The organism is Chitinophagales bacterium (assembly GCA_017303835.1).
GTDB lineage: Bacteria > Bacteroidota > Bacteroidia > Chitinophagales > Chitinophagaceae > JAFLBI01.
In genome coordinates this window covers 987,574-1,012,810 of record JAFLBI010000001.1, presented here as the reverse complement: position 1 = coordinate 1,012,810, position 25,237 = coordinate 987,574, and the positions used below count along the sequence as shown (strand labels likewise).

The 25,237-nt window shown below is 39.4% G+C and carries 20 protein-coding genes; 6 read left to right on the top strand and 14 right to left on the bottom strand.

Translation table 11 applies throughout. The features are described 5' to 3' along the window. Window positions 1–3 precede the first annotated feature (3 nt). Window positions 4–1,080 (top strand): acyl-CoA desaturase, encoded by a 1,077-nt coding sequence (locus J0L83_04545; GenBank protein ID MBN8663816.1) that lies wholly within the window; start codon window positions 4–6, stop codon window positions 1,078–1,080. On the opposite strand, the gene J0L83_04540 is transcribed toward J0L83_04545, so the two are convergent. The 3 genes from J0L83_04540 to J0L83_04530 all read right to left on the bottom strand — a co-directional run bounded on the left by J0L83_04540 (window position 1,077) and on the right by J0L83_04530 (window position 9,194). Beyond that, window positions 1,077–2,183, bottom strand: coding sequence for a response regulator (locus J0L83_04540; GenBank protein MBN8663815.1), 1,107 nt, complete (start codon window positions 2,181–2,183; stop codon window positions 1,077–1,079). The genes J0L83_04545 and J0L83_04540 overlap by 4 nt on opposite strands. Before the next feature lie 4 nt (window positions 2,184–2,187). After that, window positions 2,188–8,130: a PAS domain S-box protein gene (locus J0L83_04535; protein MBN8663814.1), complete on the bottom strand. Its 5,943-nt coding sequence runs from the start codon at window positions 8,128–8,130 to the stop codon at window positions 2,188–2,190. A 521-nt stretch (window positions 8,131–8,651) separates the two neighbouring features. Further along, window positions 8,652–9,194, bottom strand: coding sequence for a hypothetical protein (locus J0L83_04530; GenBank protein MBN8663813.1), 543 nt, complete (start codon window positions 9,192–9,194; stop codon window positions 8,652–8,654). Window positions 9,195–9,369: 175 nt separating this feature from the next. Between J0L83_04530 and J0L83_04525 the strand changes: the two genes are divergently transcribed. Then, complete coding sequence (locus tag J0L83_04525) at window positions 9,370–10,296, top strand: winged helix-turn-helix transcriptional regulator (GenBank protein MBN8663812.1); 927 nt, start codon at window positions 9,370–9,372, stop codon at window positions 10,294–10,296. A gap of 193 nt (window positions 10,297–10,489) precedes the next feature. On the opposite strand, the gene J0L83_04520 is transcribed toward J0L83_04525, so the two are convergent. From J0L83_04520 to J0L83_04470, 11 genes are all read right to left on the bottom strand, one after another. Beyond that, window positions 10,490–10,843, bottom strand: coding sequence for a DUF86 domain-containing protein (locus J0L83_04520; GenBank protein ID MBN8663811.1), 354 nt, complete (start codon window positions 10,841–10,843; stop codon window positions 10,490–10,492). Beyond that, the gene (locus tag J0L83_04515; GenBank protein ID MBN8663810.1) at window positions 10,833–11,126 is read right to left on the bottom strand and encodes a nucleotidyltransferase domain-containing protein; all 294 of its coding nucleotides are present in this window, start codon (window positions 11,124–11,126) and stop codon (window positions 10,833–10,835) included. The genes J0L83_04520 and J0L83_04515 overlap by 11 nt, the downstream gene beginning before the upstream one ends. A gap of 262 nt (window positions 11,127–11,388) precedes the next feature. Next, window positions 11,389–11,997 carry a hypothetical protein gene (locus J0L83_04510; protein MBN8663809.1) on the bottom strand — a complete coding sequence of 203 codons (609 nt, stop codon included), beginning with the start codon at window positions 11,995–11,997 and terminating at the stop codon, window positions 11,389–11,391. A 348-nt stretch (window positions 11,998–12,345) separates the two neighbouring features. Beyond that, window positions 12,346–12,870 carry a hypothetical protein gene (locus J0L83_04505; GenBank protein ID MBN8663808.1) on the bottom strand — a complete coding sequence of 175 codons (525 nt, stop codon included), beginning with the start codon at window positions 12,868–12,870 and terminating at the stop codon, window positions 12,346–12,348. Beyond that, window positions 12,857–14,068 carry a hypothetical protein gene (locus J0L83_04500; GenBank protein MBN8663807.1) on the bottom strand — a complete coding sequence of 404 codons (1,212 nt, stop codon included), beginning with the start codon at window positions 14,066–14,068 and terminating at the stop codon, window positions 12,857–12,859. Before J0L83_04500 ends, J0L83_04505 begins: the two co-directional genes overlap by 14 nt. Next, window positions 14,061–14,855 carry a hypothetical protein gene (locus J0L83_04495; protein ID MBN8663806.1) on the bottom strand — a complete coding sequence of 265 codons (795 nt, stop codon included), beginning with the start codon at window positions 14,853–14,855 and terminating at the stop codon, window positions 14,061–14,063. The genes J0L83_04500 and J0L83_04495 overlap by 8 nt, the downstream gene beginning before the upstream one ends. Then, on the bottom strand, window positions 14,852–17,512 hold the full coding sequence (locus J0L83_04490) for an ATP-binding protein (protein ID MBN8663805.1): 2,661 nt from the start codon (window positions 17,510–17,512) through the stop codon (window positions 14,852–14,854). The genes J0L83_04495 and J0L83_04490 overlap by 4 nt, the downstream gene beginning before the upstream one ends. Before the next feature lie 364 nt (window positions 17,513–17,876). Beyond that, window positions 17,877–18,662, bottom strand: a complete 786-nt coding sequence (locus tag J0L83_04485) for a hypothetical protein (protein MBN8663804.1) — start codon at window positions 18,660–18,662, stop codon at window positions 17,877–17,879. Window positions 18,663–18,668: 6 nt separating this feature from the next. Beyond that, entirely contained in the window at window positions 18,669–19,304 is a 636-nt protein-coding gene (locus J0L83_04480) for a hypothetical protein (GenBank protein MBN8663803.1), read from the bottom strand. Window positions 19,305–19,398: 94 nt separating this feature from the next. Further along, complete coding sequence (gene topA, locus J0L83_04475; GenBank protein ID MBN8663802.1) at window positions 19,399–21,987, bottom strand: type I DNA topoisomerase; 2,589 nt, start codon at window positions 21,985–21,987, stop codon at window positions 19,399–19,401. Window positions 21,988–22,119: 132 nt separating this feature from the next. Next, entirely contained in the window at window positions 22,120–22,980 is an 861-nt protein-coding gene (locus tag J0L83_04470) for an alpha/beta fold hydrolase (GenBank protein MBN8663801.1), read from the bottom strand. 20 nt (window positions 22,981–23,000) lie between these two features. Here J0L83_04470 and J0L83_04465 point away from each other — a divergent pair, with 20 nt between their 5' ends. From J0L83_04465 to J0L83_04450, 4 genes are all read left to right on the top strand, one after another. After that, window positions 23,001–23,777, top strand: coding sequence for a DUF2520 domain-containing protein (locus tag J0L83_04465; GenBank protein ID MBN8663800.1), 777 nt, complete (start codon window positions 23,001–23,003; stop codon window positions 23,775–23,777). Window positions 23,778–24,087: 310 nt separating this feature from the next. Next, entirely contained in the window at window positions 24,088–24,423 is a 336-nt protein-coding gene (locus tag J0L83_04460; GenBank protein MBN8663799.1) for a 2Fe-2S iron-sulfur cluster binding domain-containing protein, read from the top strand. 10 nt (window positions 24,424–24,433) lie between these two features. Next, window positions 24,434–24,673, top strand: a complete 240-nt coding sequence (iscX, locus tag J0L83_04455; GenBank protein ID MBN8663798.1) for a Fe-S cluster assembly protein IscX — start codon at window positions 24,434–24,436, stop codon at window positions 24,671–24,673. Between the two features lie 36 nt (window positions 24,674–24,709). Then, entirely contained in the window at window positions 24,710–25,234 is a 525-nt protein-coding gene (locus tag J0L83_04450; GenBank protein ID MBN8663797.1) for an HAD hydrolase family protein, read from the top strand. The last annotated feature ends 3 nt before the right edge of the window (window positions 25,235–25,237 follow it).

Genomic DNA, 25,237 nt, shown 5'->3' with positions numbered 1-25,237 from the left:
TTCATGTCAGTGTCTTTTTCTGTTCCTAAGTTCCCCTCAGTTAAACATTCGCTCCACACAGAATTAAAGCAAAGAGTTGCGAAATATTTTGAAGAAAATAAAATTGCACCAACAGGTAATTGGCAATTGTTTTTGAAGGCCATTATCATGATTGCTGCTTTTATTGCGATCTATATTCATGTCGTATTTTTTACGCCAGTGTGGTATTGGGCTATTTTAGAGTGCTTCACACTTGGTGGTTTAATTGCCGGTGTGGGCTTTAATGTAATGCACGATGGCAGTCATGGCAGTTTCAGCAAATACAAATGGGTGAATAAAATTGCTGCACACTCTGTGAACATCATGGGTGCTGCGCATTTTATGTGGAATGTTAAGCATAACATGATCCACCACAGCTTTACCAATATTGATGGGGTAGATGATGATATTGAAACAGGCATTTTCATGCGTTTGGCACCTACCCAGAAAAAATTAAAACTACATCGTATTCAGCATTGGTATTTCTGGATGTTATATGCAATGCTGTATTTGTTCTGGGTATTTTTTACCGACTACAAAAAGTATTTCAGTCAGAAAATCGGTCCCATTCCGTTGAAGAAAATGGCTTGGTACGACCATGCTGGTTTCTGGTTAACGAAAGCGGCACATGCAGTCATTTTTGTGGTAATCCCTATTTGGGCTTGTGGTTGGTTAGCTTGGTTAACCGGTTTTTTGGTAACCACATTATTGGCCGGATTTGTATTGAGTATTGTTTTCCAGTTAGCACATACTGTGGAAGATGCACATTTCCCCTTAGCAGATGAAGCCAATAAAATGGAAGACGAATTTGCAATTCACCAAATTAAGACAACAGCCAATTTTGCTACCAGAAACAAATTGGTGAGCTGGTTGGTAGGTGGATTGAATTTCCAGATTGAGCACCATCTATTTCCTAAGATCTCACACGTGCATTATCCTGCCATTAGCCAAATTGTAAGAGATGTTTGCCGCGAATACCAGTTGCAATACATTGAATATCCAACCATGCGTAGGGCAGTGGTAGCACACGTTCGTTTTCTCAGAGATATGGGAAGAAATTAATCCGCTTTTTTGCTGATGCGAATGCCTTCAGCATAGCTTTTTTCTGTGATATCTTGAATGATATTGTCTAATTCAGCAGAGGACTGCTCCAATGCTTGGATTAATACTTGTCTGCCTTCTTTATCCTGATCCGGATTACTGCTTAACAAGTCAATTGCACCCATGATTTTAGTCAATGGTGCTCTTACGAGATGTGATTGTGCCCATGCTATTTCCTTGAGCTTCTCATTCTGCAATTGAATGGCTTTTTGTTGCGCTTTCAGCGCGGAAATATCGCGGGCAATTTTCATGACTATGTTTTGGCCCTGCAGGTGTACAAAAGAAGCTTTCACATCCATTTCTTTCAGGCTTCCATCTTTACATCGGTATTGTGTTTCAAAATTGAGCTGACCGGTTGCTTTCAGTTGATCAATATGTCCACCAATTACATCCGGTGTACAGGAAACGTCAATGTCAAAAATGGTAAGGGTTAGCATCTCTGCTCTTGTGTATCCCAGCAATCTAGGTGCAGCGTCGTTACAGCTGATCAATTTTGATGGTTCATTATTGTCGATAGAGAAGAGGGTAATACAATCCTGGTTGGCATTAAACAAGCTTCTGTAGCGTTCTTCGCTTTCTTCTGCTGCGGTTTTTGCTTGTTCCAGATCACGGGTACGTTCAGCTACTTTATCTTCCAGTACCTGATTCTGATCTTTTAGCTGTGAGAGCAAATACACATTGAAAAGCAGATTCTTGATTCTCAAGTCTACCTCAACCAGATTAAAGGGTTTGGTGGTAAAATCGCTTGCACCACCCGCTAACGCCCTTTGTTTGGCTTCCATACTCACATCAGCAGTAAGTACCATGATGGGCATAAAGCGACTCATAAGCCCTTCTTCTTTCATTTTAGCCATCACTTCAAATCCTGATAAATGGGGCATCATCAGGTCCAATAAGATCAACTCAGGTTGTATCTCTTTAATGGCAGGTATGGCTTTACGGGCATCCGTTACAGATTTAACGTGTAAGTAGCCTTTTACCATCAGTAGGTTTTCCAATACTTCCACGTTGGCCTGCTGGTCATCAATAATCAATATTCTGGCGTCTTTCAGACTGGCATTCATTGGACTAAGATTGTGTGAGGTAATTATCAATCACTTTCAATAACTCATTCAGTTCAATGGGTTTTGTCAGATAGCCTGCAGCACCCGATTCTTTCAGTTTGGTGATTTGTGCAGGCATGGCATCAGCACTAATCACAACAACAGGTATAGCCGAAGTTTGTACATTGGATTTCAACTGAGTCAATACTTCTGATCCGTGAATATCCGACAGGTTCAGGTCAAGCAGTATCAGACTCGGTTTTATCTCAAGGGCCCTCGGTAAAGCCTGTTTACCATACATCACCACATCCAGTTTTACATCTTTACGTTTTGTGAGTACGATTTGTTCAATTAATTCAACATTTGATGCATTGTCTTCCACATAGAGTACAGTACCGCCGATTGAATTGCTAATGGTTGCAATCTGATGTATATCGCCATTGGTTCTTACTCTTTGGAGTTCACTAATGCTTTCAGTAAGTGTTATCCAGAAAGTAGACCCTTTGCCTTCTTCGCTCTCTACGCCAACATTACCGCCCATTAACTCAGTCAATTGTTTTACAACAGCTAATCCAAGTCCGGTTCCTTCGATATTGTGGTTTTCTGCGCCAATACGTTCGAATGGAAGGAATACTTTGGAGATATCCTTTTCAGCAATACCAAATCCTGAATCTTTGATAACCAATTTCACCATATTGCTCTGAAGACCAGGCAGTGGTATCGCTTTTATCCAAACATCGCCATTGTTTCTATTGTATTTAATGGCATTGTTCATGATATTGATCAATACCTGTTTCAGTCTTTGCTTATCTGCTCTGATAAATGTTTCCGCAGCAACATCTGTATGAATGCGAATACCTTTTGATGCAGCTAAAGGCTGAATGGTATCCAGACAGTCCGTGATAATATCTTTCGCAGATACAGCTTCTACGGAAATGGACACCCTACCTGCTTCAATACGGGCAATATCCAGCACCTCATTGATCAAGTCTAATAAGTGTTTACCACTCCTTAAAATATGGTGTACACTTTTCAGTTGCGCTTCAGAGTGTTCACCCATTTCTAATAGCTGTGCAAAACCAAGAATTGAATTCATAGGTGTTCTCAACTCATGGCTCATTCTGGAAAGAAACTCACTTTTCGATTTGTTGGCTTCTTCCGCTTCAACACGTGCATATAAGAGTTCGATGTTTGAACGCTCCAGTTCTCTGGTACGTTCATGAATTCTTTTTCCGAGGCCCGCATTCAACTCAACCAATTCGTGTTCAATCTTTTTCCTGTCGCTAATGTCACGCACAAAGCGCAGTACACGATTCTTATCTAAAGGAACAATGGTTCCTTCAAAGAAAATCCGTTCGCCATTGTCGAGCCATTCGTATTCATAGGTAATGCGTTCACCTGTTTCCAAGCAACGCTGAATATTTTTAATATGCTTTTTAGCCTCCTGCTCCCCATAGATATCACCAATATTCTTTCCTACCACATTTGCGTAGCTATGTTTATCTGTTTTATGACCTGAGCGAATAAACTCGAGATAATTGCCTTCTCTGTCGCTGATAAAGATCAGATCCGGCATGGCCTCAATAATGGCAGACAAGCGTTCATTTTGAATCCTGATTTGTTCTTCTTGTAATTTTTTCTCGGTGATATCAATGTTTACACCTTTTAAAGCAACCAGCTGATCCTGCTCAAATGTCCCTACCACATTATTCTGAATCCATTTGATGCGCCCATCGGGCATCACCAGCCTCATTTCAAATGATACAGGCTTTTTGGTCTGAAGTAGTGCGGTCTCCTGAACAGCCATATTCGCTCGATCATCCGGATGCGCCATGGCATTAAACAAACGTGCATCAGGTTTTACTGTTCTGTCTAATTCAATGATGTTGTAATAGTTGTCAGACCATTGAGTTGTATAAGTCCTCAGGTCCAACTCCCAGCTGCCCATTTTGGCAATTTGTTGTGCCTGATTTAAGTTGCCCTCACTTTCTCTTAATGCAGATTCCGCATTTTTTATATCAGAGATGTCAACCACTGTTCCTGACATGTATTCAGGCTTGCCATCAGGATCATTGATGATTTTGATATTCACAAAAGCTGGGAATTCAGTACCATCTTTTCTTCTGTGTGTTACCTCCTGATAAATATACCCATCGGTCAGTAATGCTTTTTGCGCTTGTTGTTGGTTTTCTGCAGATTGGGTACTGCCAATTACTGTATCCAACTTTTTCCCTAATAGCTCTTCGATACCCCAACCGTGCATTAAAGCAAATGCTTCGTTGCAATAAACCAACTCGCCATTTAAGTTGGCAATAGCTGTACCATAATTGGCTTTGTCAGAGATATTTTTAAACTTGCGTAAGTCTTCTTCAGCAAGTTTTCTGGCAGTGATATCTGTATCCACGCCCTTGTAACCAATAACCTTACCCTCACTGTTTCTGATAGGTGTACCATTGGTTGAAACCCATATTAGTTGGCCATCTTTTCTAACTATTGGGTTATGGAAATCAACGATTTCTGTTCCGGTTGAGATTAGGGATAATCCATTTTGGGCATATTGTTCTCTTTCGGTCTCTGGATGTAAATCAAAAAAGTATTTACCAATTAATTCGTCAGGGGAGTAGCCAAAAACAGATTCAGTTGCATCGCTTATATATACGTATTTGCCTACTGTGTCAACTTCCCATATCACAGATTTGCTGTGTTTGGTTACTTCATTGAATCTATCTGTAGCAGCTTTAATGGCATCCTCTGCTTGTTTTAATTCTGTAATATCCCTCCAGGTAGTAAACATGACAGGGATATTGTTATACTCCGTCATGCTTAGACTTACTTCAACAATAAAAGTGCTACCATCTTTTCGCAGATGCGTCCATTCAAAAGTGCTTTTTCCTACCCGGAGCGTTTCCTCAATGAGTGCTTTGGCATATTCCTCTGAGCGTTTCCCATTTGGCTGAAAAGTTGGCGAAAACTCATGTGGAGCACTGCCCAGAATCTCCTGTTTCGAAATTTTGAGTAGTTCCAGGGTTGGCTGATTGCATTCAATCAATCTTCCTTCGTGGAATATTAAGTAAGGGTCTGGTGAGTCTTCAAAAAGCACTTTGTATTTCTGCTCACTTTGTTGCAGCTTGATTTCTGCTTTTTTCTTATCTGTAATATCACTGGCATAGGAGAGTACTGCAATGGGCTTACCGGAAAGATCACGTATTGGCTGAAAACTATTCCTTACCCATAACTCTTTATTAGAAGGATGAATCAATAATTCTAATACAGTTCCTTCATTGGTGAGCATTACCTGTTCTATAATGGCAAGGATATTTACAGCATCTTTCTCCGGCAGTAAATCACGAATATTCTTCCCAATCAAAGATTCCGGACTTACTTCATGCGGCCTTGCTGCTATGGAATTCATATAGTGGCAATTGCCAGCCTGATCAAATTGCATAATGGCAGCATCGACACTGTTAATCAGGGTTCTGTATTTGTCTTCACTCTCTCTGAGTGTTTGCTCCATCTGAATTCTGTCCGTAATGTCCACACCAATGCACTGTATCTCGGTTGGCATGCCATCATTGTCTGTAAGGCAGACAAATTCCCAGAGTGTAGTTCTGATGCCTTTTTCCTTGGTGGGTTTATCTAACTCAACTTTAAAAGTAGTGCCTGGCTGATGGATACATTTTTCTACCACCACTCTGGCTCTTTCGTGGTGATAGTCGCAGATAGACTTTAATGCATCACCATGATCCAAATCAGTACCATAGATCCAACCAAACTCTTCTTCAAATTTATTATTCCAATAAGTGTGCTGGCCATAGAGATCTGTTCGTAAGACATAACTGGTTTGGCTATTCACCAGATTGAGCAATCGCTGCTGACTTGTCTTTAAAGCTTCTTCCGCTCTTTTGCGTTCAGTGATATCAATGCCTACACATTGCATCTCTGAAGGATTGCCTTCGCTATCTGTGATGCAGACAAATTCCCAGTAGGTAACTACAGTGCCACCATCTTGCGTAGGCTTGTCTAATTCTACTGGTACAACTTTTCCGGGTTCCAGTAAACAGATTTTTACGGCTTCTCTTGCTCTGTCTTGGTGGTAAGAGCAGATAGATGCCATGGAACTGGATAATTCCAGACCCCTGGTGCCTCCGTAAAGCCAGCCAAAATCATCCTCGAATTTTTTGTTCCAGAATGTGTGACGGCCAAGTAAATCAGTTCTGAGAATATAATTCGATTGAGAGTTGACCAGGCTGCTCAGCCTTGCTTCACTTTCTGCAAGTAGCTTGTCTTTTTGCGCTTTCTCAGTGATATCAACATTGGTTCCCCTGAGTCCAAGAAACTTTCCCTTGAAACCATAAACAGGGAAGCAGACTTGTTCGATTATTTTCTCAGCACCGGATTTTGTGATAACCCTAAACTGGAATGTAACTGGTTCGCTCTGCTTAATGGCTGCTTCCTGATGCTGCTTGTGTGATTCTACATCATCAGGATGTATGATATCGTAAATATTCAGCGTGCCATTCAAAAAAACTTCGCTACTGTATCCGGAAATCTTTTCACAGGCAGGCGACATAAAAATATAGTCGCCATTGCTGTCTTTCCAGAATTCCCAGTTAAAAGTATTGTTCGCAATAATGGAATACTTCTCTCGCTCTTCTTCCAGATTTTTTCTGGACTCTTTCTTTTCAAAATATAGTTCAATACTTCTTTTGATATTATCCAGCAGGCTAAATTCTTCCTCCATAAAAGGATAGCCCGATGGATTGTCTATGCGTATTTTTCCAAGTAATTCATTGTTCACAACCAAATCGGCTTCCATGTATATGTCTGTAGGACTATAAGCCAGTGTTGTGTAGGATTTCTTTTTATAGTCAATCTTTACTCTAACCTTGTCTGGAAATTCATAACCGGGCGGAATGATCACCAGGGTTTTTTCAAAAAACTCATCAGTGCTGAGGTTGATTTTTTCACTCAGTTCTGTCATTGCATGGATACAGCGAAGCTCTTTGATACGCTCATTCAGCATGTAGCTGGAAGAACGCAGCCTTTTATCCGCATCAATTCGCTTGTACAGATTCACCAGGGCATCAGCGAAAACGCGTAAGAGTGTTTCCTCTTCATTGCTGAATGTGTGGTGGTGGGTAACAGCATCAAGCCCCACAAAACCTAAACAGGTCTTGCCGTCCATCAATGGAACAGCAATCATGCTCTTGATTTCCTGCGGCTCAAGGATCACACGCAATTGGCTGTTTGGTGGTAATGCAAAGACATCATCTATCCACATCGTCTTGCCTTCTCTGTGGTTTTCTGTCCAATCTGTCAGTAAATCAACTGGTGTATTTTGTAAATAGGCAATCTGTGGTTCAATACCCGGGGCACACCATTCATACGTATTGGTGGCCGTCATTTTTACAAAGTCGTATGTAAAAATGTACATCCTGTCTGCCTCAATAAAATCACCCAATTCTTTCAGAATATTGTCGATTTGTTTATCGAGTTCACCCGGTGCAACATGGATGAATGTTTTGGAAACAAGTGCCAGCAGTTCTTGTAAGCGTCTTTCTTTTCTTAATCTTTTTTCTGTTTCTATCAGTTCTGTTACATCTGTAAATGTTGCATAAACCTGATGCGGGGTTTCTGCGCCTTTTTCAAATTCTGGATAAGCGTTAATTAAGATCCAGGTATATTTCTTTTTTAAAGGATGGTAGATACCCATTGGGGTGTTGTAAACAGGCTTACCTGTTTTAAGCGCGATCATTGCGGGGTGGGTTTCCCCCGGAAAATTTGTCCCGTCTGGGTGGATGGCATGCCATTCCGGATCCATCGATGTGCGACCCATTATTTGATCTTGCGACAGCCCCAATAATTCTTCAGCAGCCTGATTGGCAGAAATAATTTGACCATTGCTGTTTTGGTAAACAATACCTATAGCCATGGATTGAAACAAACTGACCAGATTCTGTTTTTCCATAAACGTCTAACTTGAGGATAGTGCTCAGCGAGCTATCCGGCGTTGAAGTAATACCCAAATCGGACTTAAGATAAGCAGAGAACCAATATAAAAATATGAGCATTATCAGCAACAATGCTGAGAAAATAGAACGCTTAGGATGCTAAAACAAAAACTAACGATTTGACTAAAATCTTGGTGCTCAATGAAATTCAATGGCAATAAGCATTTCCGCAATCAGCATGGATATGCAAGCTTTTTTCACTGCTTAATGATGGAACAAAGGGCTGATTTTCAGTGAATAGAATGTACCCAAATATTGCTTTTTTTGTATACAACAACGCCGATTTTGTTTTATACCAAAATGCCGATTTTGTTGCCTTTGAGGAGTCTTTGCCCATACCAAACATAAAATTGACCCGGAAGCCCGGGTCAATGCGTTGAATGCTTTGCTAAGTCATTTTTAGATGGAATTCATCGGCGTGCATTATGCTATAAAAGACTATTAATAAAGCTATTAAGGATGAAGATCAAACCTGCGATCAGCATCCATCCTTTGGTGGAATACGCTTATACAGAATTTTCTTTTCTCTTTCCACATAATCACCTGCTACAATCGCATAAGCATACTTGGGTGCGTAGGAAACAGCGCGGCTTTTGATTAATATTTTGTCATTTACTTTCAGGCTATTGAGTTGCTGCATCTCAGATAATTTTAAAACGCCGAAACTCAGAATGAATGCTTCGCCATCAATTTTCACCATCACACCATAGCCTAATCTGGAGCCGGCTGGGAGTGTTAATGAAGTAACTACTGCTTCCATGCTACTGCCATCTTTGGTATGAGGTAAGATTTTAGCAGCACTGGTCACCACTTTTTTACCCTCTGGAGAAGCTTTCCATTTGTTAAAAGCAATGCCATCCGGACTGGCTTCCCATCTTTTCAATGCAGCTTTGTTTTCAGCAATATTTGCAGGTTGCAAACTAAACTTTTGAGGTTTTTCAGGTTCGTTTGCACGATTAGCCAGTGCCAGTCCGCTAGCAATAACCAAGAGAAAGAGCAGCGCGTAGATACCTTTTGTCATAATTGTGGAGGTTTTAGTGAAGACTTATTTAATTTTCAATTCATCCAAACACAGGAAGCTTTCTTGCTTTTATGCCGTCTGTGCTTGGTTAGATAAAACTACGCTGGTCGGCTACGGATGATGGTAAATGCTTTGTAAATAATGCTGTAAACTTTGTAAATAATTGAAGAATACCATGTTGATCAAAGAAAATCTGCTGCCAAACAGGCGAAAGCATACAGGAATAATCCTATTGCTTTTGTTTGTTGGTCTGGTGTGTGTGGCATTCAGCATCACAGGTAATGATGAGTATACTTTAGCCAGAAGGGAGATTTTGCTGCGCCGAATAGGGCATGAACTATTGCTTCAATCAGGTGATAGTGTATCCAGGGTATTGCCTGTGCAGCAAATTTCAGATAATGAATACGAGCTTAGGTTTGAACAGGCATTTAGTTTTCAACCCGAGCAATTGGTGAATACTACCCAAAGATTATTGGCCAAAGATGCCAATACAAGTGATCATGTGGTGAATGTGTTGCGTTGCGGTAATGCTGGTGTTGTCTATGGATATGCAGTTTCAGGGAACAAACAAGACGATATCATTTCCTGCCTGGGCAGAAAGCAACCGAAAGCCTGTTATATTATCCGGATTAAATTCCCCAATGCGGGACCAATCAATACGAAGAACGGTTTGTTGCTCGGAAGCCTGGCATTTCTTGCCCTGGTGGGCTATGTTTTCTGGAAGCCGGCAAAGCTGCGCAATGGTGTAGCTGAACATCAATCGGACAGTTTGCAGCATGCAGCTGAAGGCCAGTTTATGCTGGGCAAGATTGTATTTGATCTGGAAGCGCGTACACTCTTGTATGAGGATACCGTCATTGAGATTACGAAAACAGAAGCTCGTGTGCTGCACATGTTTGCGTTGGCGCCCAATGCAATCATCGAGCGCAGCAGATTGCAAAAAGAAATCTGGGAAGACGAAGGCGTCATTGTAGGCCGAAGCTTGGATGTATTTATCTCAAAACTCAGAAAGAAACTGGAGCTGGATCCCAATATTCGTATCAGCGTGATTCGCGGAAAAGGGTATAAGTTGGAGATTGGTGATGCGATGCGGGTTTCGTGAATAGTTGATTTGTCTATTTGCGAGGAAAGAGATGAATCAAAAAGTCAAAAGGTAAAATTCAAAAGCAAAAAGTGATGGTAACGGCTAATGCACAAGCACGCCATAGGCAAAGCCAAACCTGCATACTTGCGCTAGTTGGGTCACGCTAAAATATATAATGGATAGACGGTTCCCTTAATATATCAGTTAATTGCTATTCCGTATCTATTGAAGTAAGCATCTTCTTAATTTCCTGTTTAAGTACAGGGATATCATTTGATACAATTTGCCAAATAAGTCTATCGTCAATGCCAAAATACTCGTGCACAAGTATATGACGTAATCCTATGATTTGGCGCCATTGGATTTCGCTGAATGCGCTCCTGGTGTCTTCTGTAATAGCATTAGCTGCTTCGCCAATAATCTCAATTTGCTTAATCGTAGCAAATCGCATCATCGAATGTTGGCAAAATATATTGAAGTCCGCCCCGGATACATAGCGTTCAATTTGGGAGATGGACTCGAGTATGTGTAATAATCTTTGTTTGTCACCGATCTTACCTTTCATAAATTAACACTTTGTCACTGTTAATGAAAGGGAGTATATGTTTTGAGATAGCATTGCTTGAAACTAAGTCTACTTTCTTGTGAAGCTTGTCTTCTAAATCAAATTTCATATTCACAAAGCCAAGACCAATGTGTTTTGAATAATCTAATTCTACTAGTATATCTATATCACTATTACTCAAAGCCTGCGCTCTGGCAAATGAGCCAAACAGAAATGCTTTAAGAACTGGCTTGTCCTTAAAGTATTCACGGATAGCTACTATTTCTTCAGGCGTGAGTTTCATAAAATAAAAGTAAGCAATTTTTAATCGCTGATTATTTTGAGCTGAAAGGGTGGAGCCGATTTAGTCTCCTCAGCGTCTCCGGCGGTGGGGAAGACACTGTGGGGACAAGAAAAGCCGAAGTTTTGAGCTAATTGTAGGCATAATCACGTCCGCCGAAACCAAAGCTTGGATATGCACTGCAGCTGATTGCTTCAACGTCTAGCAACAATTGCACAAAATCTGATGTTGTCAGCAGATTTCTCTCTTCATAAAGTCATGCTACTTATTTTTCTAAGTGAATTTGAACCCCTATGTTTAGTTGAATACTATTTTTTGAAGTTCTATAATATCCTTCTGCATTCAATATCGTGTTGTTATAACCCAAAAGGAACTCCAAACCGACGGATGAATTAAAATAAATGACTGGTCCTAGTCCTGCCGAAAAGATACTTTGTCTCTCGTTAAGCGGTTTTGGAGAACCAATTCCATATTGGTAAGCTGCTTCTATAAGAATATTAAATGGCTTTTCCGTGTCAAGCAAATAATAGCGGCAGAACGGACCTATCACAAATCTGATTTGTGTAAGCTTCCCACCGCTTCCTACTACCGAGCCATCAGGAGCAAAGGCATCTCCAGCTTTTCCTTTTTCCCAAGTTAAGGCAGGTCGTAGTCCAACTGCAAACTTGTCTTTGATAAAGTAGCCAATATTGGGTGAAACACTTATGTATAAAGCCTTTACGTTCTGTTCCCTTGCAGGTGAAACATTTGTATTCGTGCTGCTATATGCTGACAATTGTCCGGAGCCGCCGACTAACCAATTTCCTTTAGAGATTTGACCGAAACTTGATTGAAATAAAATGATCGTAAAAAGAAAAAGAAATGTTTTTCTCATGAGGTTTGATTGTTATCTAAAATTCGATAACTAAAGTGTTAATGAAAATTTATTTATAAAATATAATGTTAAGCTAATGGGTAGAGTGCCATCGGTTTGCTGACAACGGTTTGCGGCTTGGCGCAGTGGCGGATTTCGGAGCACAAAACTGTCAACCCACCACAAATGTTGATTTGAAAAGCTGCGCTTGAATTTACCATTGAACCCGCCATTACACAAAATCGCTGTTGGGTGCTGGCCTTCTTTCTTGCGTATTGATTGTCTGTCAGTTGTCGTTGAAACAGGCACACTCTTTGCTAAGTTTTGGCTTGCGTGTCGGCAGGTGCGACTTAGCAATGTGTGTGACTGTTATGCGATGGATTCATTTTTGTTGTCTTTAATTAACTTCTTTGCAAAGTCAATAAACAGTTTGTGTGCTTTGGTAAAAGAATATCTGTCATTACTTTGCTTTACAGCTATATTTCTTTTTACCATTGTTCCAATGTGTCGTTTTAGATTTTCTTCATTGTTTAGTTGTTTATTCGCTTTGATTACATCTGTCCAAGAAGAATTGTTGAAGTATTCAACAATTTCGTCAATGTGGAATTCAGAATAATTAAGTTCTTCTAAAAAGTTCTTTCCGTTTTTGTCAAGTTCATAACTTAAGATTGAAAAGAAAATTGAAATGTCTCTTGAAGTGTTTTCATTCGTCTCGTTTGATACAAGATAATAAAAGTCTTGATTGACGATTAATTCAAAACCGAAAGAATTTTCAAAAAAAGTTATGTAAAATTCTTCATTCTTCTTGATTGTCTCAAACAACAAGTCCTCAACTGTAACAAATTTACCTTCCATTAAAGAGGTTACTATTTCTTTGTGCTTATCTGGATACATCTTCTTGTCTTTTAATTATAAGTTTTGGCATTAGGAGTTCCGAATTTTCGTTAGTAACCGAAATCTTTTTATCGTCTCTATTTACAGAAATCTCATAATCATCTTCAAAAAGTAAACTTGTTACCATAAAAAAATTGTCTAACGAAAAATTCTCGCTTTCTTGCTTAATAGAACTTTCGCACCATTTGAAAAAATCTTCTACTGGTAAATTTTTGTTCAAAGATTCTTTATACTTTGACTTGTCAAAAATCCAATCACTTGTTTGTTGTGAATCTTCAACAACAATAATTTCATCTTCGTATTTAAACTGCTCAAAGTATTCTTTCGTGTTCTCATAAACAAATCTGTTATAAATGTTGTCTCGCGTTGGAACGAATATTTTGGGTGGTTGAATTTCTTTGTAACACCTACCATTTGTTAAATAGTGAAGAAAACCTCTTAAATACTCACTTTCGGTTTTTATTCTGTCAATTAAAGGCAATAATTCATTTGTAAGAATTATTGATTGTAAATTCAAATCTTTTACAACTTGACGGAGCAAGTGATAAAGCTTTTCAAATTCCCTTCTAGTACTTTCATCTATGTAGTCAAACCTTTTTACGTTCGTAAATTGAGAAATATTAAGTAACTCATTATAAATAGATTGACTATGGTTTACATCCAATATTGTATTGAGTGGAGAAATGTAGTTTTCAATCAGATGCCGAGCTTTTTGAATCTTTTCTTGGTAGTCAATTTTTTTGTTGTTTGCTTTCAACTCCTTTGATTCAGCCAATAAACTTTTCGTATTATTTACAACAGCATTTGTAAACTTTTTAATTTGACTGGATAAGGCTTCAATTCTTTCTAATAAAATGTTTTTATCCTCATTTATTCCTTCTTTAATTTTTAGAAATATCGTTTTGATTGCTTCTCCGAAATGCTCAATTTCTTCAGGCAATAGTGGTTTAAATTGTTGATGTATGAATTCGAAAAGAATTAAATAAGGCTCGTTAAATGCAAAGTCATCATTCAGCTCAACCAATATTTGATATTCAGTTAGTTGTGCGTGAATGTTCTTATCGTAGTTTTCTAAACAGATACTTAGAGCTTCTTTAGTAATAATATTATTCTTAACCTGTAAATCAAAAAGGTCTCGAAGCAAATCGTAATGACTTGCTATAAACTGCAATATTGATTTTGGTTCGGACTTAATCATATTTCCAATATTGTTGCTCTAAAAATCGATTGTTCCGTATTATGCTTTCTCTAATTTTAATTACGTGGCTATCTAAACTTTGCTTAATTCTGTTTGTCATTTCGGCTTTGTTTCCTTTTAAACTTTGAGAATATTTTTTGAATAGCTCATCATAGTTTTCAGGAATGAATAATTGGGCAAATTCAAATACCTCTTTGATTCTTAAAAATTCTTCAAGACCGTTAAAATCATAGTCAACAAAAACAAGCAACTGCTTTGTAGAAAGACTGCCAAGTGATTCTTTTCCTATTCGTCCATATTTATGAAGAAAAACATAACTTTTGCCTAATAATTTTTCCGCAACTAAAAACGTGTCTAAATTCTCTACAATACAGATTTGACTAGCTTTAATTTTTTCGGCATTACAGGCGAATAGTTGAAATTTATTTGTGTAATATTCTAAATTCAATTCAAGTCCATTTACTCTAATCGGCTCAAAACCTCTTAGCATAAAAATTGGGGTTGAAGCTGTTTTTTGAATTTTTGAGTTCCTGAATTTTCTAACATTGTCGGACTTGTTTTTAACTACAATGTCTTCGGGAAAATGAGTTGCAAAGAAGTTTTCAAATTCCTTTGTTTTGTTTACTTTATATCTGAATCCTCTGCCTGATTTTGTTTTAACAAGAATTAAAGAAGAAACCAACCCTTTAAAATGTGGCGAGTTGATAACAGTTTTAGGGATTGTCTTTTCTGTAAGAAAAGAATCCTCTTTTAATTTCTTGTATGTATTAAAATCCGTTTGATTCACTTCGCTTTCTTTTTTCGGGAAATTACATTTCCATTGTTTTCACTTAAAACAATTTTTCCTTTACTTCTTCTAACTAAATAGTATTTATCAAAACCGTCATATGGGTGCAACGGTGCGGCTGAAATAGGAAGAAAATTATTTTCCTTGCAGAAATTTAAAATTTCAATTCTGTTGGCTTCATCAATCGTTCCTATTTCATCAACGAAAATTACTATTTTGTTTTCTTCATCGTTGATAACAATTTGATGAATGATAGACATAATGATGACCATTCTAATCATTTTATCTGTTCCGTCCGATTCTATTTGATTTCTTAAATCAACAATTTTGTGTTGTCCTTTTTTGTCAAGGTGTAACTTAATATCAAACAGGTCTTTAAATTCGATTATGGATTGATTATCCAAATATCTGTTTAGAACATTTAGATTTTCGCTTTGGTCGTCAAAGATTAGTTCAGAAGTCAGGTCTCTAATCTCCATAATCTTCTTTAGGTCTTTGATTAGATTTTCGTTCGGAATTATCTCAATATTCAGCGAATCAATGTCAGAAATTTTAATTTTTCTGATTTTGGAATTGAATTGATTATTAATGAACGCTTCAAACTCTTGAAATTTTGAATGAAGCGTTTTGCAAGGAATAGAAAATTGCGTTGAAATGTTTTTCAATAAAGCGTCAATACTTTTTTGTTTGTCATCAAGCGTTGCAAGTTCAGAATCAAGATATTTAATAAATTCATATTCCGAAGCAAAAACGGTTTCCGTTTTTGTTTTCAGATTTTCAAATAATCTTTCTTTGTCATTCTTAATTCTTTCTCGCTCGATAAAGTTCCGTTCAAAATTTTTGAAAAGATTATCAAGTGTTTCGTTTGTTTGATATTCAATTTGGATTATTCCTGATTGCTCAATTTTTACTTTCCAACCTTGAATTTCTTTAATACGACTTTCTGCTTTATTAATGTCTTCCGAAAGAATAGTGATAGCCTCATTTATTCTCGAAATGAGTTCCGTTGTTTGTTTTAGTTCTTTTTCTATATTATCTCTTTCTTGAAAAAGCTTTTTTAGTTCTTCTTCTAATGCTGCAAGATTTTTTTCAAGTTCGGGTAACGAATTAAGTTCCTCAATTTTCTTCTCGGTTTCTTTAATTTTTGTTTGAATAAAAGAAAGTTCATAACGGTATTTTTCTAAATCTTTTGCAATCGGCAAGAGTTTTTCGTTACTTGTTTTCTCCTTTATTGCAGTTTCTCGTTGTAGTTTTAAGTCATCAATAGACGGAATCGGTTTCCCTTTAAAATCTTTGGGAATGTTAATTGCTCCGTCAAATATTTTCATTATATCAGATAGATTTTCAATTCCCGATTGAATATTTTCTTTCGGAAGTGCAGTAATGGAATCGGAAAGAATTGCGTTTAGCAATTCTTTGTCTTTCCCATTTTTGCTTATCTGGTGAATAAGCAAATTTGAGTAAGTTTGAATTTGTCCGTCGAGTTTTGAAATTTCTTGATTGAGTTTAGAAATTTTGTTTTCTAAATCTCGACTGTTTAGGTTTTGGTTTTCAATTTGAGTTAGTCGACTTTCAATATCTTTTCTTTGGTTGTCTAAATTGCTAAAAGACTGTTTTAAAAAGTTGATTCCCTCATATGATTTTATATTTCTGATTTTCTCTGCAAGTATTTCTTTCGCTGAACCTTTTTGAGAAATAGTCGCTTTAAATTCTCCAATAGTTTGATTCAGATTGTTTTGTTTTGGGATTAAATCCTCACTTAATTGCGTTCTGTTTCTGTCTCGTTCATTTTTTTTCTCGAACAGTCTTGTGTTAATGTCAATATTTACAGAAGAGTAGAGCTTGTCAAACGCAAATACAGTCTCAGATAAAATTTGATTTTTGGCTTTGTATTGATTGACTAGTTCTTTGAAATCCGTAAAACTTTTTTGAATACTCTTAATTACTTTGATTTCTCTGTTGTGTTTCAAGAGTGTTTGAATGTCCTTTTGATTTTTCTTAGAAAATTCAACTTGCTCGTTTTCTTTATTATCAGCAATAATTAAAGACTCCTTTAATGTCTTGTTGTCAATAAGTTTTGAGTTTATTAGGTAACGATAAATTTTGGAAAAGTTATTAGTTATCTCTCTTTGGTCTTGCGATGCACCTTCATTAAGCCACACAACACCGTTGTTTTTCTTTCCCTTTTGATAAACAAAGTTGAAAAGGTCTCGTCTGTTTGGGAATTTGCTGTATTCTACACCTGACGAAGAAAAGTCAGCAAGCAACGAATCAAATTTCTTTAGCGTTTGTCCTTCGGTAGATTGTTTAAAGTAATGTTCGTCTTTAAAGTCGCTGTCAATTTTGTAGTAATCTAAACTTCCCTCTGCGTTCTTTTTTACCAAGATGCAGTAATATCTCTTTTTAAAAATTTCAAAAACTATGTAACTTGAACTGATTGAAGGGAAGTAATGGTTAAATGTCGTTTTGTCGCCTGTTCTGTTGCCACTGAAAGTCATTTGCTTTCCGTCAATGATATAAAGAAAGTTCAAGGCATAAATCAGAGTGCTTTTACCAATATTGTTTGGTCCAACTATTTGTAACGAATCGCAATCAGCTAACTCAATGTCAGCCTTTGAATAAATGTCTGAATTAAATATTACAAGTCGTTTTAGCATTGTCCAAGTTCTGAATCATTAGTATTAGGGTCAAGTAGTTGGAAAAATTCAGGCTCTTTTGCTTGGGAAGCGGTCGCTTGTGCGTTAGGGAAAGCAAATGTGCCTGAATGTGCGGTTGGTTTTATATTTCTGTCGTTCATTTTATTCACTGTCGTTGTCTTTTAGGCCTTCACCCAACGGGCAGGGCTTTATGTAGGTTGGGAAATAGACTTCCGTCCGCCTACACAACCGCTGCCGATTGAAGTTAAGTACAATAGCTCAAAGTTGCTGGTCCAGCTCCGAACCACAGCCTGGCGATGCAACTTTGCTGAAGTTTGCTGGTCATGCCCAACTTGCATAAAACCCAATGTTGTATGTAGTGCTTCTACCTCGTCCATTTTGCTGTCGGTGAAACGATTTTATAGTCAAAATTATTTTTTTCTAATTGGTCAATAAATACTTTGTAACGCTGATTGTAAAAATGATATGCTTGTAAATATTTTCCTCTAACCCTTGAGTCAATCTGAGTGTCAATGTTTTTCTTTAACGTTTCAATAATTTTTACCTCCTCCTTTAAATATGGAAATTCGTCTGCTTGGTCAATTAAAATTGGGTCAAGGGGCAAATATGCTGCGTCATAAAAATTACAAAGCCGTTCAAGATTCTGTGTCAGAAAAACGAAATGTAAGTCCTTGTCAAATTGAGTTGTTTTAAAAATGATATTGTATTGCAAAATGGATTTGTCAATGAAAAAGCCCAAACAATTTATATCATTCTCCTTATAGTAAGCGTTTACGAGAGCCTTACCGTGGTACGCCTCAATATTTTCAAGTTTTTCATAGTAAAATTCGCCGTACGTCAAAATAGCTCTAAACTGAATTTCTAAATCAATACAGCGAAACATTAAGTCTTGGGCAAACTCACAAGCATACATTACAAGATATTCATGTTCGTCTGTATTTCTTGGTGCTTGCTTGTTAATGATTAGAATTGTGTCAGAGAAAACAATTGTTTGAAAAGCGTTATGTCTATGAACATTTAGTTCGTCTATTTTTTTAAATAATTTTCTGATTTTATTATAGTCGCTTTTAACAAGGTCAGCGAACCCTAAAATGTCAATGTAGAGTAAATATTTGAGGTCTGTCATAGCATTGCAAATGCACTGTTGCATGTAGTTTTATATCGTAATGTCAGTCTGGACTGAAGCTGGCAACTTCGTGTATTGATTATGAATAGTACTGCCATCTTCTAGTCCGTCGGGATTTGCTAGCAAGTAATTAAAGATGCGTTCACATTCTGTAATTAATTCATCATTTTCAACTTTACGCCTAAATTCTTTGTACGCATTGAATGCAAGAAGTTCAAGTTGATGAATGTTTATAGTCGCAACTTTGTTTGCAGTGTTATCTGGGTTGCTTGTGTCCACCTTTAGCCATAAAAGTTTTGAGTTGGTTGCATCCCATATGATTTCTCCTTTTTTGGGTGATAATTGATGAACTAATCCTGACCGAAAAACCGTATAAATAAATTCGCCAAGTTCATTTTCAGGCTCAGGAAAAAAATCATGGATGAATATAGTGAATGTTGCTTTGTCTGCAAGTTTCAACCTGCCGTCTCTATAAGTTTTCTTGGTGTCTTTTTTTCCAATGAAATAAAGTCCGCCATAGAAGTCAAGGACCGAAAACCAAAAAGTCAATAACGATGTGTCAAGCTGCTTATGATAATGTTGCCCGACTTGTTTAGCAATCTCAATTCTTTCGTGATAAAACGTCTGAAAAAATGTGTCAATTACTTTTTGGGAGAATTGGTTCATAGTTTGAGGTTGTCTGAAAAATTACAGCCAACTCTAAAATACATTAAAGTCCTTAGACAAAAAATCCCGACACTCAGTCGGGATTCTACAGCCATTATTTTACTTTTTTCTTCGGCGCGGCTTTCTTGGTAGCTGCCTTTTTCGCAGTAGCTTTTTTCGGTGCTGCTTTCTTGGCCTTGCTGTTAAATGCATTGGGCAGCTGGGCTTCAATCATTTTCTTCACTTCATCCAGTTCCACATTGGCTAAGTCTTCCGCCGCATACTTAGTACCATCTGCTTTCTTACCCAGCTTCAGCATGTTTTTACCAAAGCGAATGAATGGTCCCCAACGGCCATTCTCAATCGAGATTTTTTCTGCAGGCCATTGCTGTATATAACGATTGGCTTCTTTCGCAACCTTGGCTTCAATCAGTTCATTCAAATCGTGCTGCGAAAGATTGTCAAAATCGTATTTGCGCGGCACATTGATGAACAAATCATTCCACTTAATGAATGGACCAAAACGGCCTTTACCTTTTGTTACAGGCAATTCATTGAAATAACCAACCGGTGCATCTGCTTCTTGCTTCTCCTGAATCAATGCAACAGCACGATCCATATCCACTTCCAATGGATCTTCATTGCGTGGGATAGACACAAACTGTTCGCCGTACTTAATGTAAGGACCAAATCTGCCGGCATTCACCGTTAATTCCTGTCCCTGATATTCGCCCAATACTTTGGGCAACTGGAAGAGCTGCATGGCTTCTTCCATGGTAATGGTTTCAATACTTTGGGTAGGCTTCAATTTGGCAAAGCGTGGTTTCTCTTCATCGGTAGCTTCACCAATCTGCACCATCGGACCAAAGCGGCCCATGCGTGCAATGATGCGTTTTCCTGTAGCTTCTTCTACACCCAGTTCTCTTTCGCCCTTGGCGCGCTCTGCTGTTTCCAGCGTATGCTCAATATTGGTATGGAAAGGCTTGTAGAAACCATCAATCATATTGCTCCACTGCATCTTACCCAAAGCAATCTCATCAAACTCTTCTTCAATCTTGGCAGTGAAACTATAGTCCATTACTTTGCTGAAATGCTGCTTTAGAAAATCTGTTACCACAGCACCTAAATCAGTAGGGAAGAGCTTGCCTTTTTCAGCACCGGTATTCTCTTGCTCCATTGCCACTTCCACTTGCTGTGCTTGATTCAATCGCAGGATGCGGAAATTTCTTTTCACGCCTTCCTTATCGCGCTTCTCTACATAATTACGCTTGATAATGGTAGAGATGGTTGGCGCATACGTAGAAGGGCGACCAATACCCAGTTCTTCCAGTTTCTTCACCAGCGATGCTTCTGTATAACGAGCAGGTGGTCTGCTGAAACGTTCTGTGGCTAACATTTCACGGAAGCCCAATTGTTGTCCCACTTGTAATGGTGGCAGCATGCCTTCTGTGTTCTCGTCATCCTCATCTTCATCCCTGCCTTCAAAATATACTTTCAGAAAGCCATCAAATTTTAATACTTCACCGGTAGCAGTGAGTTCTTCGTTATTGGTAGAGATATTGATTTTGGCAATCGTCTTTTCAAACACCGCATCACTCATCTGAGAAGCAATCGTGCGTTTCCAGATCAGTTCGTATAATCTTCTTGCATCAGGATCGGCCACAGTCTGGTTACTCATGTACGTAGGACGGATGGCTTCGTGTGCTTCCTGTGCATTGTCGTTCTTGTTCTTGTAATAACGTGGCTGATGATAGTTAGCACCAAACTGATTGCTGATCTGCTTTTCAATATCCGCGCGGGCAGTATCACTCAGATTCACGCTATCTGTACGCATGTACGTGATATAACCGCTCTCGTAGAGTTTCTGCGCCAACAACATGGTCTTGCTCACACCATAACCCAGTTTTCTACTCGCTTCCTGTTGCAGGGTAGAAGTAGTGAATGGGGCAGCAGGTGTACGCTTCGCAGGCTTTACTTGAACATCGGTTACGCGGTAATTGGCGCCTTTACAACTATCCAGAAAAGCCTGTGCTTTTTCTTGCGTGCCCAATTTGGCCGGACCTTCAGCTTTGAAGGCGATATTCTTTTTATTGATATCAGTGGCTTCTAAAATTGCATCTACTTTGTACGCGCTTTCAGCAATAAACTGATTAATCTCTCTTTCTCTTTCAACAATCAAGCGAACGGCCACACTTTGTACACGGCCGGCACTCAGGCTGCGCTGCATACCAATCTTGCGCCAGAGTACGGGGCTGAGTTCAAAACCCACCAAACGATCCAACACGCGGCGTGCCTGCTGGGCATTCACCAAATTCATATTGATACGGCGGGGCGATTGAACGGCTTTCTTGATGGCAGGTGCTGTAATTTCATGGAAGACAATTCGCTTGGTGGTATTGGGGTCCAGGCCCAACACTTCGGCTAAGTGCCAGGAGATGCTTTCACCTTCACGGTCCTCATCAGATGCCAACCAAACTTCCTCAGCTTTCTTAGCCAATTGGCGCAATTCCTTCACCACTCTTTCCTTCTCATCCGGCACTTTATACCTGGGCTGATATTGATTGTTGACATCGATGCCCATATCGTCCTTCTCCAGATCGCGGATATGGCCATAGCAGCTCTTCACCTGGAAATCGCTTCCCAGGATTTTTTCAATCGTTTTTGCCTTGGCAGGTGACTCTACAATCAACAGGTTCTTCGCCATGAGTGCTTGATAATTAATCTCTTATACAAAATATAGCCTATCATGAAACAGCTGCGCTGATACTCTATTAATAGTACTGCAAACAGGGCTTCACGCCTGCAATATTAGGTGAAACATCGAAAATCCAAAAAATCAGGCCGGTTCGGTCAAAAAAGCAAGGATGGCTTTTTTCACTTTATTCTCCTTGTAAATGCGGCTATGCCCAAGCCCTTTTGTAGTGTAATACTGGATATTGGGATGGGCGTCTGATTGGATGGGCAGCACGTCTGCATAGGGACAAATACGGTCGTCTTCATCATGCAGCCAGAGAATATTGGCGGGAATATTTCGGATGGCGCGGCGAATGGAAAAATAGCTGATGGGCTGTTGGGCCAATTCAATAATCAGTTTTTCCAATTCAGTACGAATAACGGGGTTCACTTTGATGAGTGAAAAGAAATTATCCAAGGCGCTGGTGGTTTCTGTAGCCGGTGCGATGAGGATCATTTTTCGACCTGCAGTTGACAATTGCTCCCAAGCCAGCACGGCAGCCAATCCGCCAATGGAATGCGCCAGAATGCCATCAAAAGGACCGTAGTTCTTTTCTGCTTCCAGCAGCATCTCACTATAGCTAACTGCGTTGAGGTATTTGCCTTCGCTGGTGCCATGGCCTGGCGCATCAAATGCATAGACATCCCAGCCTTCACGCCTTGCGGGTGAAATGTATCGATCGAATTTATACATGCAGCTATCGAAACCATGTACAATCAATAATTTCTTACCATGTCCCTGCTCCGCTGTAAAGCGATAACCATTGATGCGGAGATTGGCAACTTTGAATTGCAATTTCTCTCCATGATGAAATATGGCCGGGCGTTTTCTTTTGGGCTTGCCGCTATAAGGCGTACAGAACAAACGAAAAGCGGCTTCGGCTGCTTTGGCGGGTGATACCAATGCAATAGTATTGAGTTTGGTTTTATAATAACCGATCACCAACCTTTGTGCTAATTTCATCGACATAATTGATCAAAGATATGCAGTTGACAATCCTTGGTACAGGAAATGTAGCAACGGTGCTGGGCAAAACTTTTCAAGCAAAAGGCCATAGTATTCTTGGTGTGTGGGGAAGGAATGCCGCTGCAGCAAAGGAGCTTGCGACAAGTTTGCAAGCAACTGCTTATGATTCAATTGCTGCCTTACCAAAAGATGCAGATGCCTATATGATTGCGGTTGCAGATCCGGCAATTACTGCTGTTGCTCAACAATTACAGGTTCAGGACAAATTGGTGTTTCATTGCGGCGGTGCAGTACCTAAAGATGTTTTGTTGCAATGCAGCAATCACTATGGCGTGCTTTGGCCTGTGCACATGATTCGAAAAGGACAAAATTTACCCGATGCATTTCCGGTTGTAGTAGATGCAAATAATGCCAAAGCTTTGCAGCAATTGGAAGTGTTGGCTGCGGCGCTCTCAACAAAAACATTATATGCTGATGATGCAAAAAGAAGTCGCATGCATTTGTTAACTGCAACGGCGGTGAATTTCAGCAATCACTTATTGCACCTGGTTTGGCAACATGCAGCAGCGCATGATATCGATCCGCATTTTTTATTGGGTATTCTGGACAATATGCTCAAAGGCTTACAACAGCATGCGCCATCGGCACAACAGGCTGGTCCGGCATTCAGGGGAGATATTGCCAAATTGCAAGAGCAATTGCAGTTATTGACAGATGATCCTGCGCTGCAGGAAGTATATGCGTACATGAGCCAGCAGATTCTCAATACCTATCATCCTGGTAAAAAGCTATAAAAAAAATGTCCCCGCCGGACGAACCAGGCGGGGAGTTATGAGCAAGCAACCGAAAAAAACTTGTTTGTGGTCCTAACAGCTATGCTGATTGATTTAAGACAAAGCAATTTAGGATTCTTTTTGAATCTGACAAGAATTCCCCAAAAAACTAAGTTTCCAATTTTGTGCAGAAAATAAGCGCTTGATTACAAAAAATCGCGCTTAGATGTGCGGAAATAGAACTTTTCCTCATTTCGTAGGTTAAAAGCAGGCGGTTCTTTGGGAACAAGCCCCAAATTCAGATAATTTCGCACGCCAAAACGAATCTGTGATGTATACGATACATGTAAATTTCGAGCAAAAAGGATTGGAGCCGGTTACGCTGGAGCAAGTAGCACCAGGAGATAGTTTGTTGGAAATCTGTCTGGACAATGGTATTGAACTCCACCACAACTGCGGTGCAGTTTGTGCCTGCAGTACCTGTCATTTATATGTAGAAAAAGGCGAGGAGCACCTGGCCGAAATCACCGATAAGGAAGAAGATTTTATCGACCGCGCCGTGAATCCAAGACTGAACAGTCGCCTCGGCTGTCAGTGCGTTTTACAAGAAGGCAGCGGCAGTATTCATATTACATTACCTGATCAGACCCAGTTCTTGGGTGAATAAAAAAGATACTATGGCACAGTTTGAACCACCCATTCACTGGAACGATTATGAAGACATTGCCCTGAAACTTTATGAGAAGTTCGGCGATGAATTTACCGAAGCCAAAATCTATCGTGTGCGCTTTACCGATTTGCTGGAGTGGGTATTAACCCTGCCCGGTTTTGTGGGTAAGCGTGAAGAAAGTAACGAAGGCCATCTGGAAATGATCCAGAGCAGTTGGGTGTACGAATGGCGCGATAATCAGAAATAAGCATGGGCTTTGCGCCCCATGCCGTAAATTGCCTGCATGAATCATTTGGGCGAAGCTTTTGGCAAAATCACCACGTTTGTATTCGACATGGATGGCGTACTCACCGATGGATCATTGGTGGTGCTGCCCAATGGTGTGTTTGCACGCAGCATGCATACCAAGGATGGCTATGCGTTGCAATTAGCTGTAAAGAAAGGCTATCATGTACTCATCATCACCGGAGGCAATGCTCCTGAAGTGAGTGAGAGATTTGAGCGACTCGGCATACAAGAAATTCACCTAAATATTCGCGACAAAGCAGCTGTGTTGAATGCGTTTATGCAAAAGACGGGTACAAAGTCCGAAGCCATTTTGTGTATGGGCGACGATGTGCCTGATATTCCCATCATGCGTATGGCGGGTATTGCTGCTTGTCCGGCAGATGCTACAGTAGATGCGTTAGAAGCTGCTCAATACATTTCTCCTATCGCTGGCGGAAGAGGTTGTGTGCGGGATGTGATTGAGAAGGTACTGCGCATTCGCGGACATTGGGGCGAAGAAACCACTGTTACATCAGCATAAATT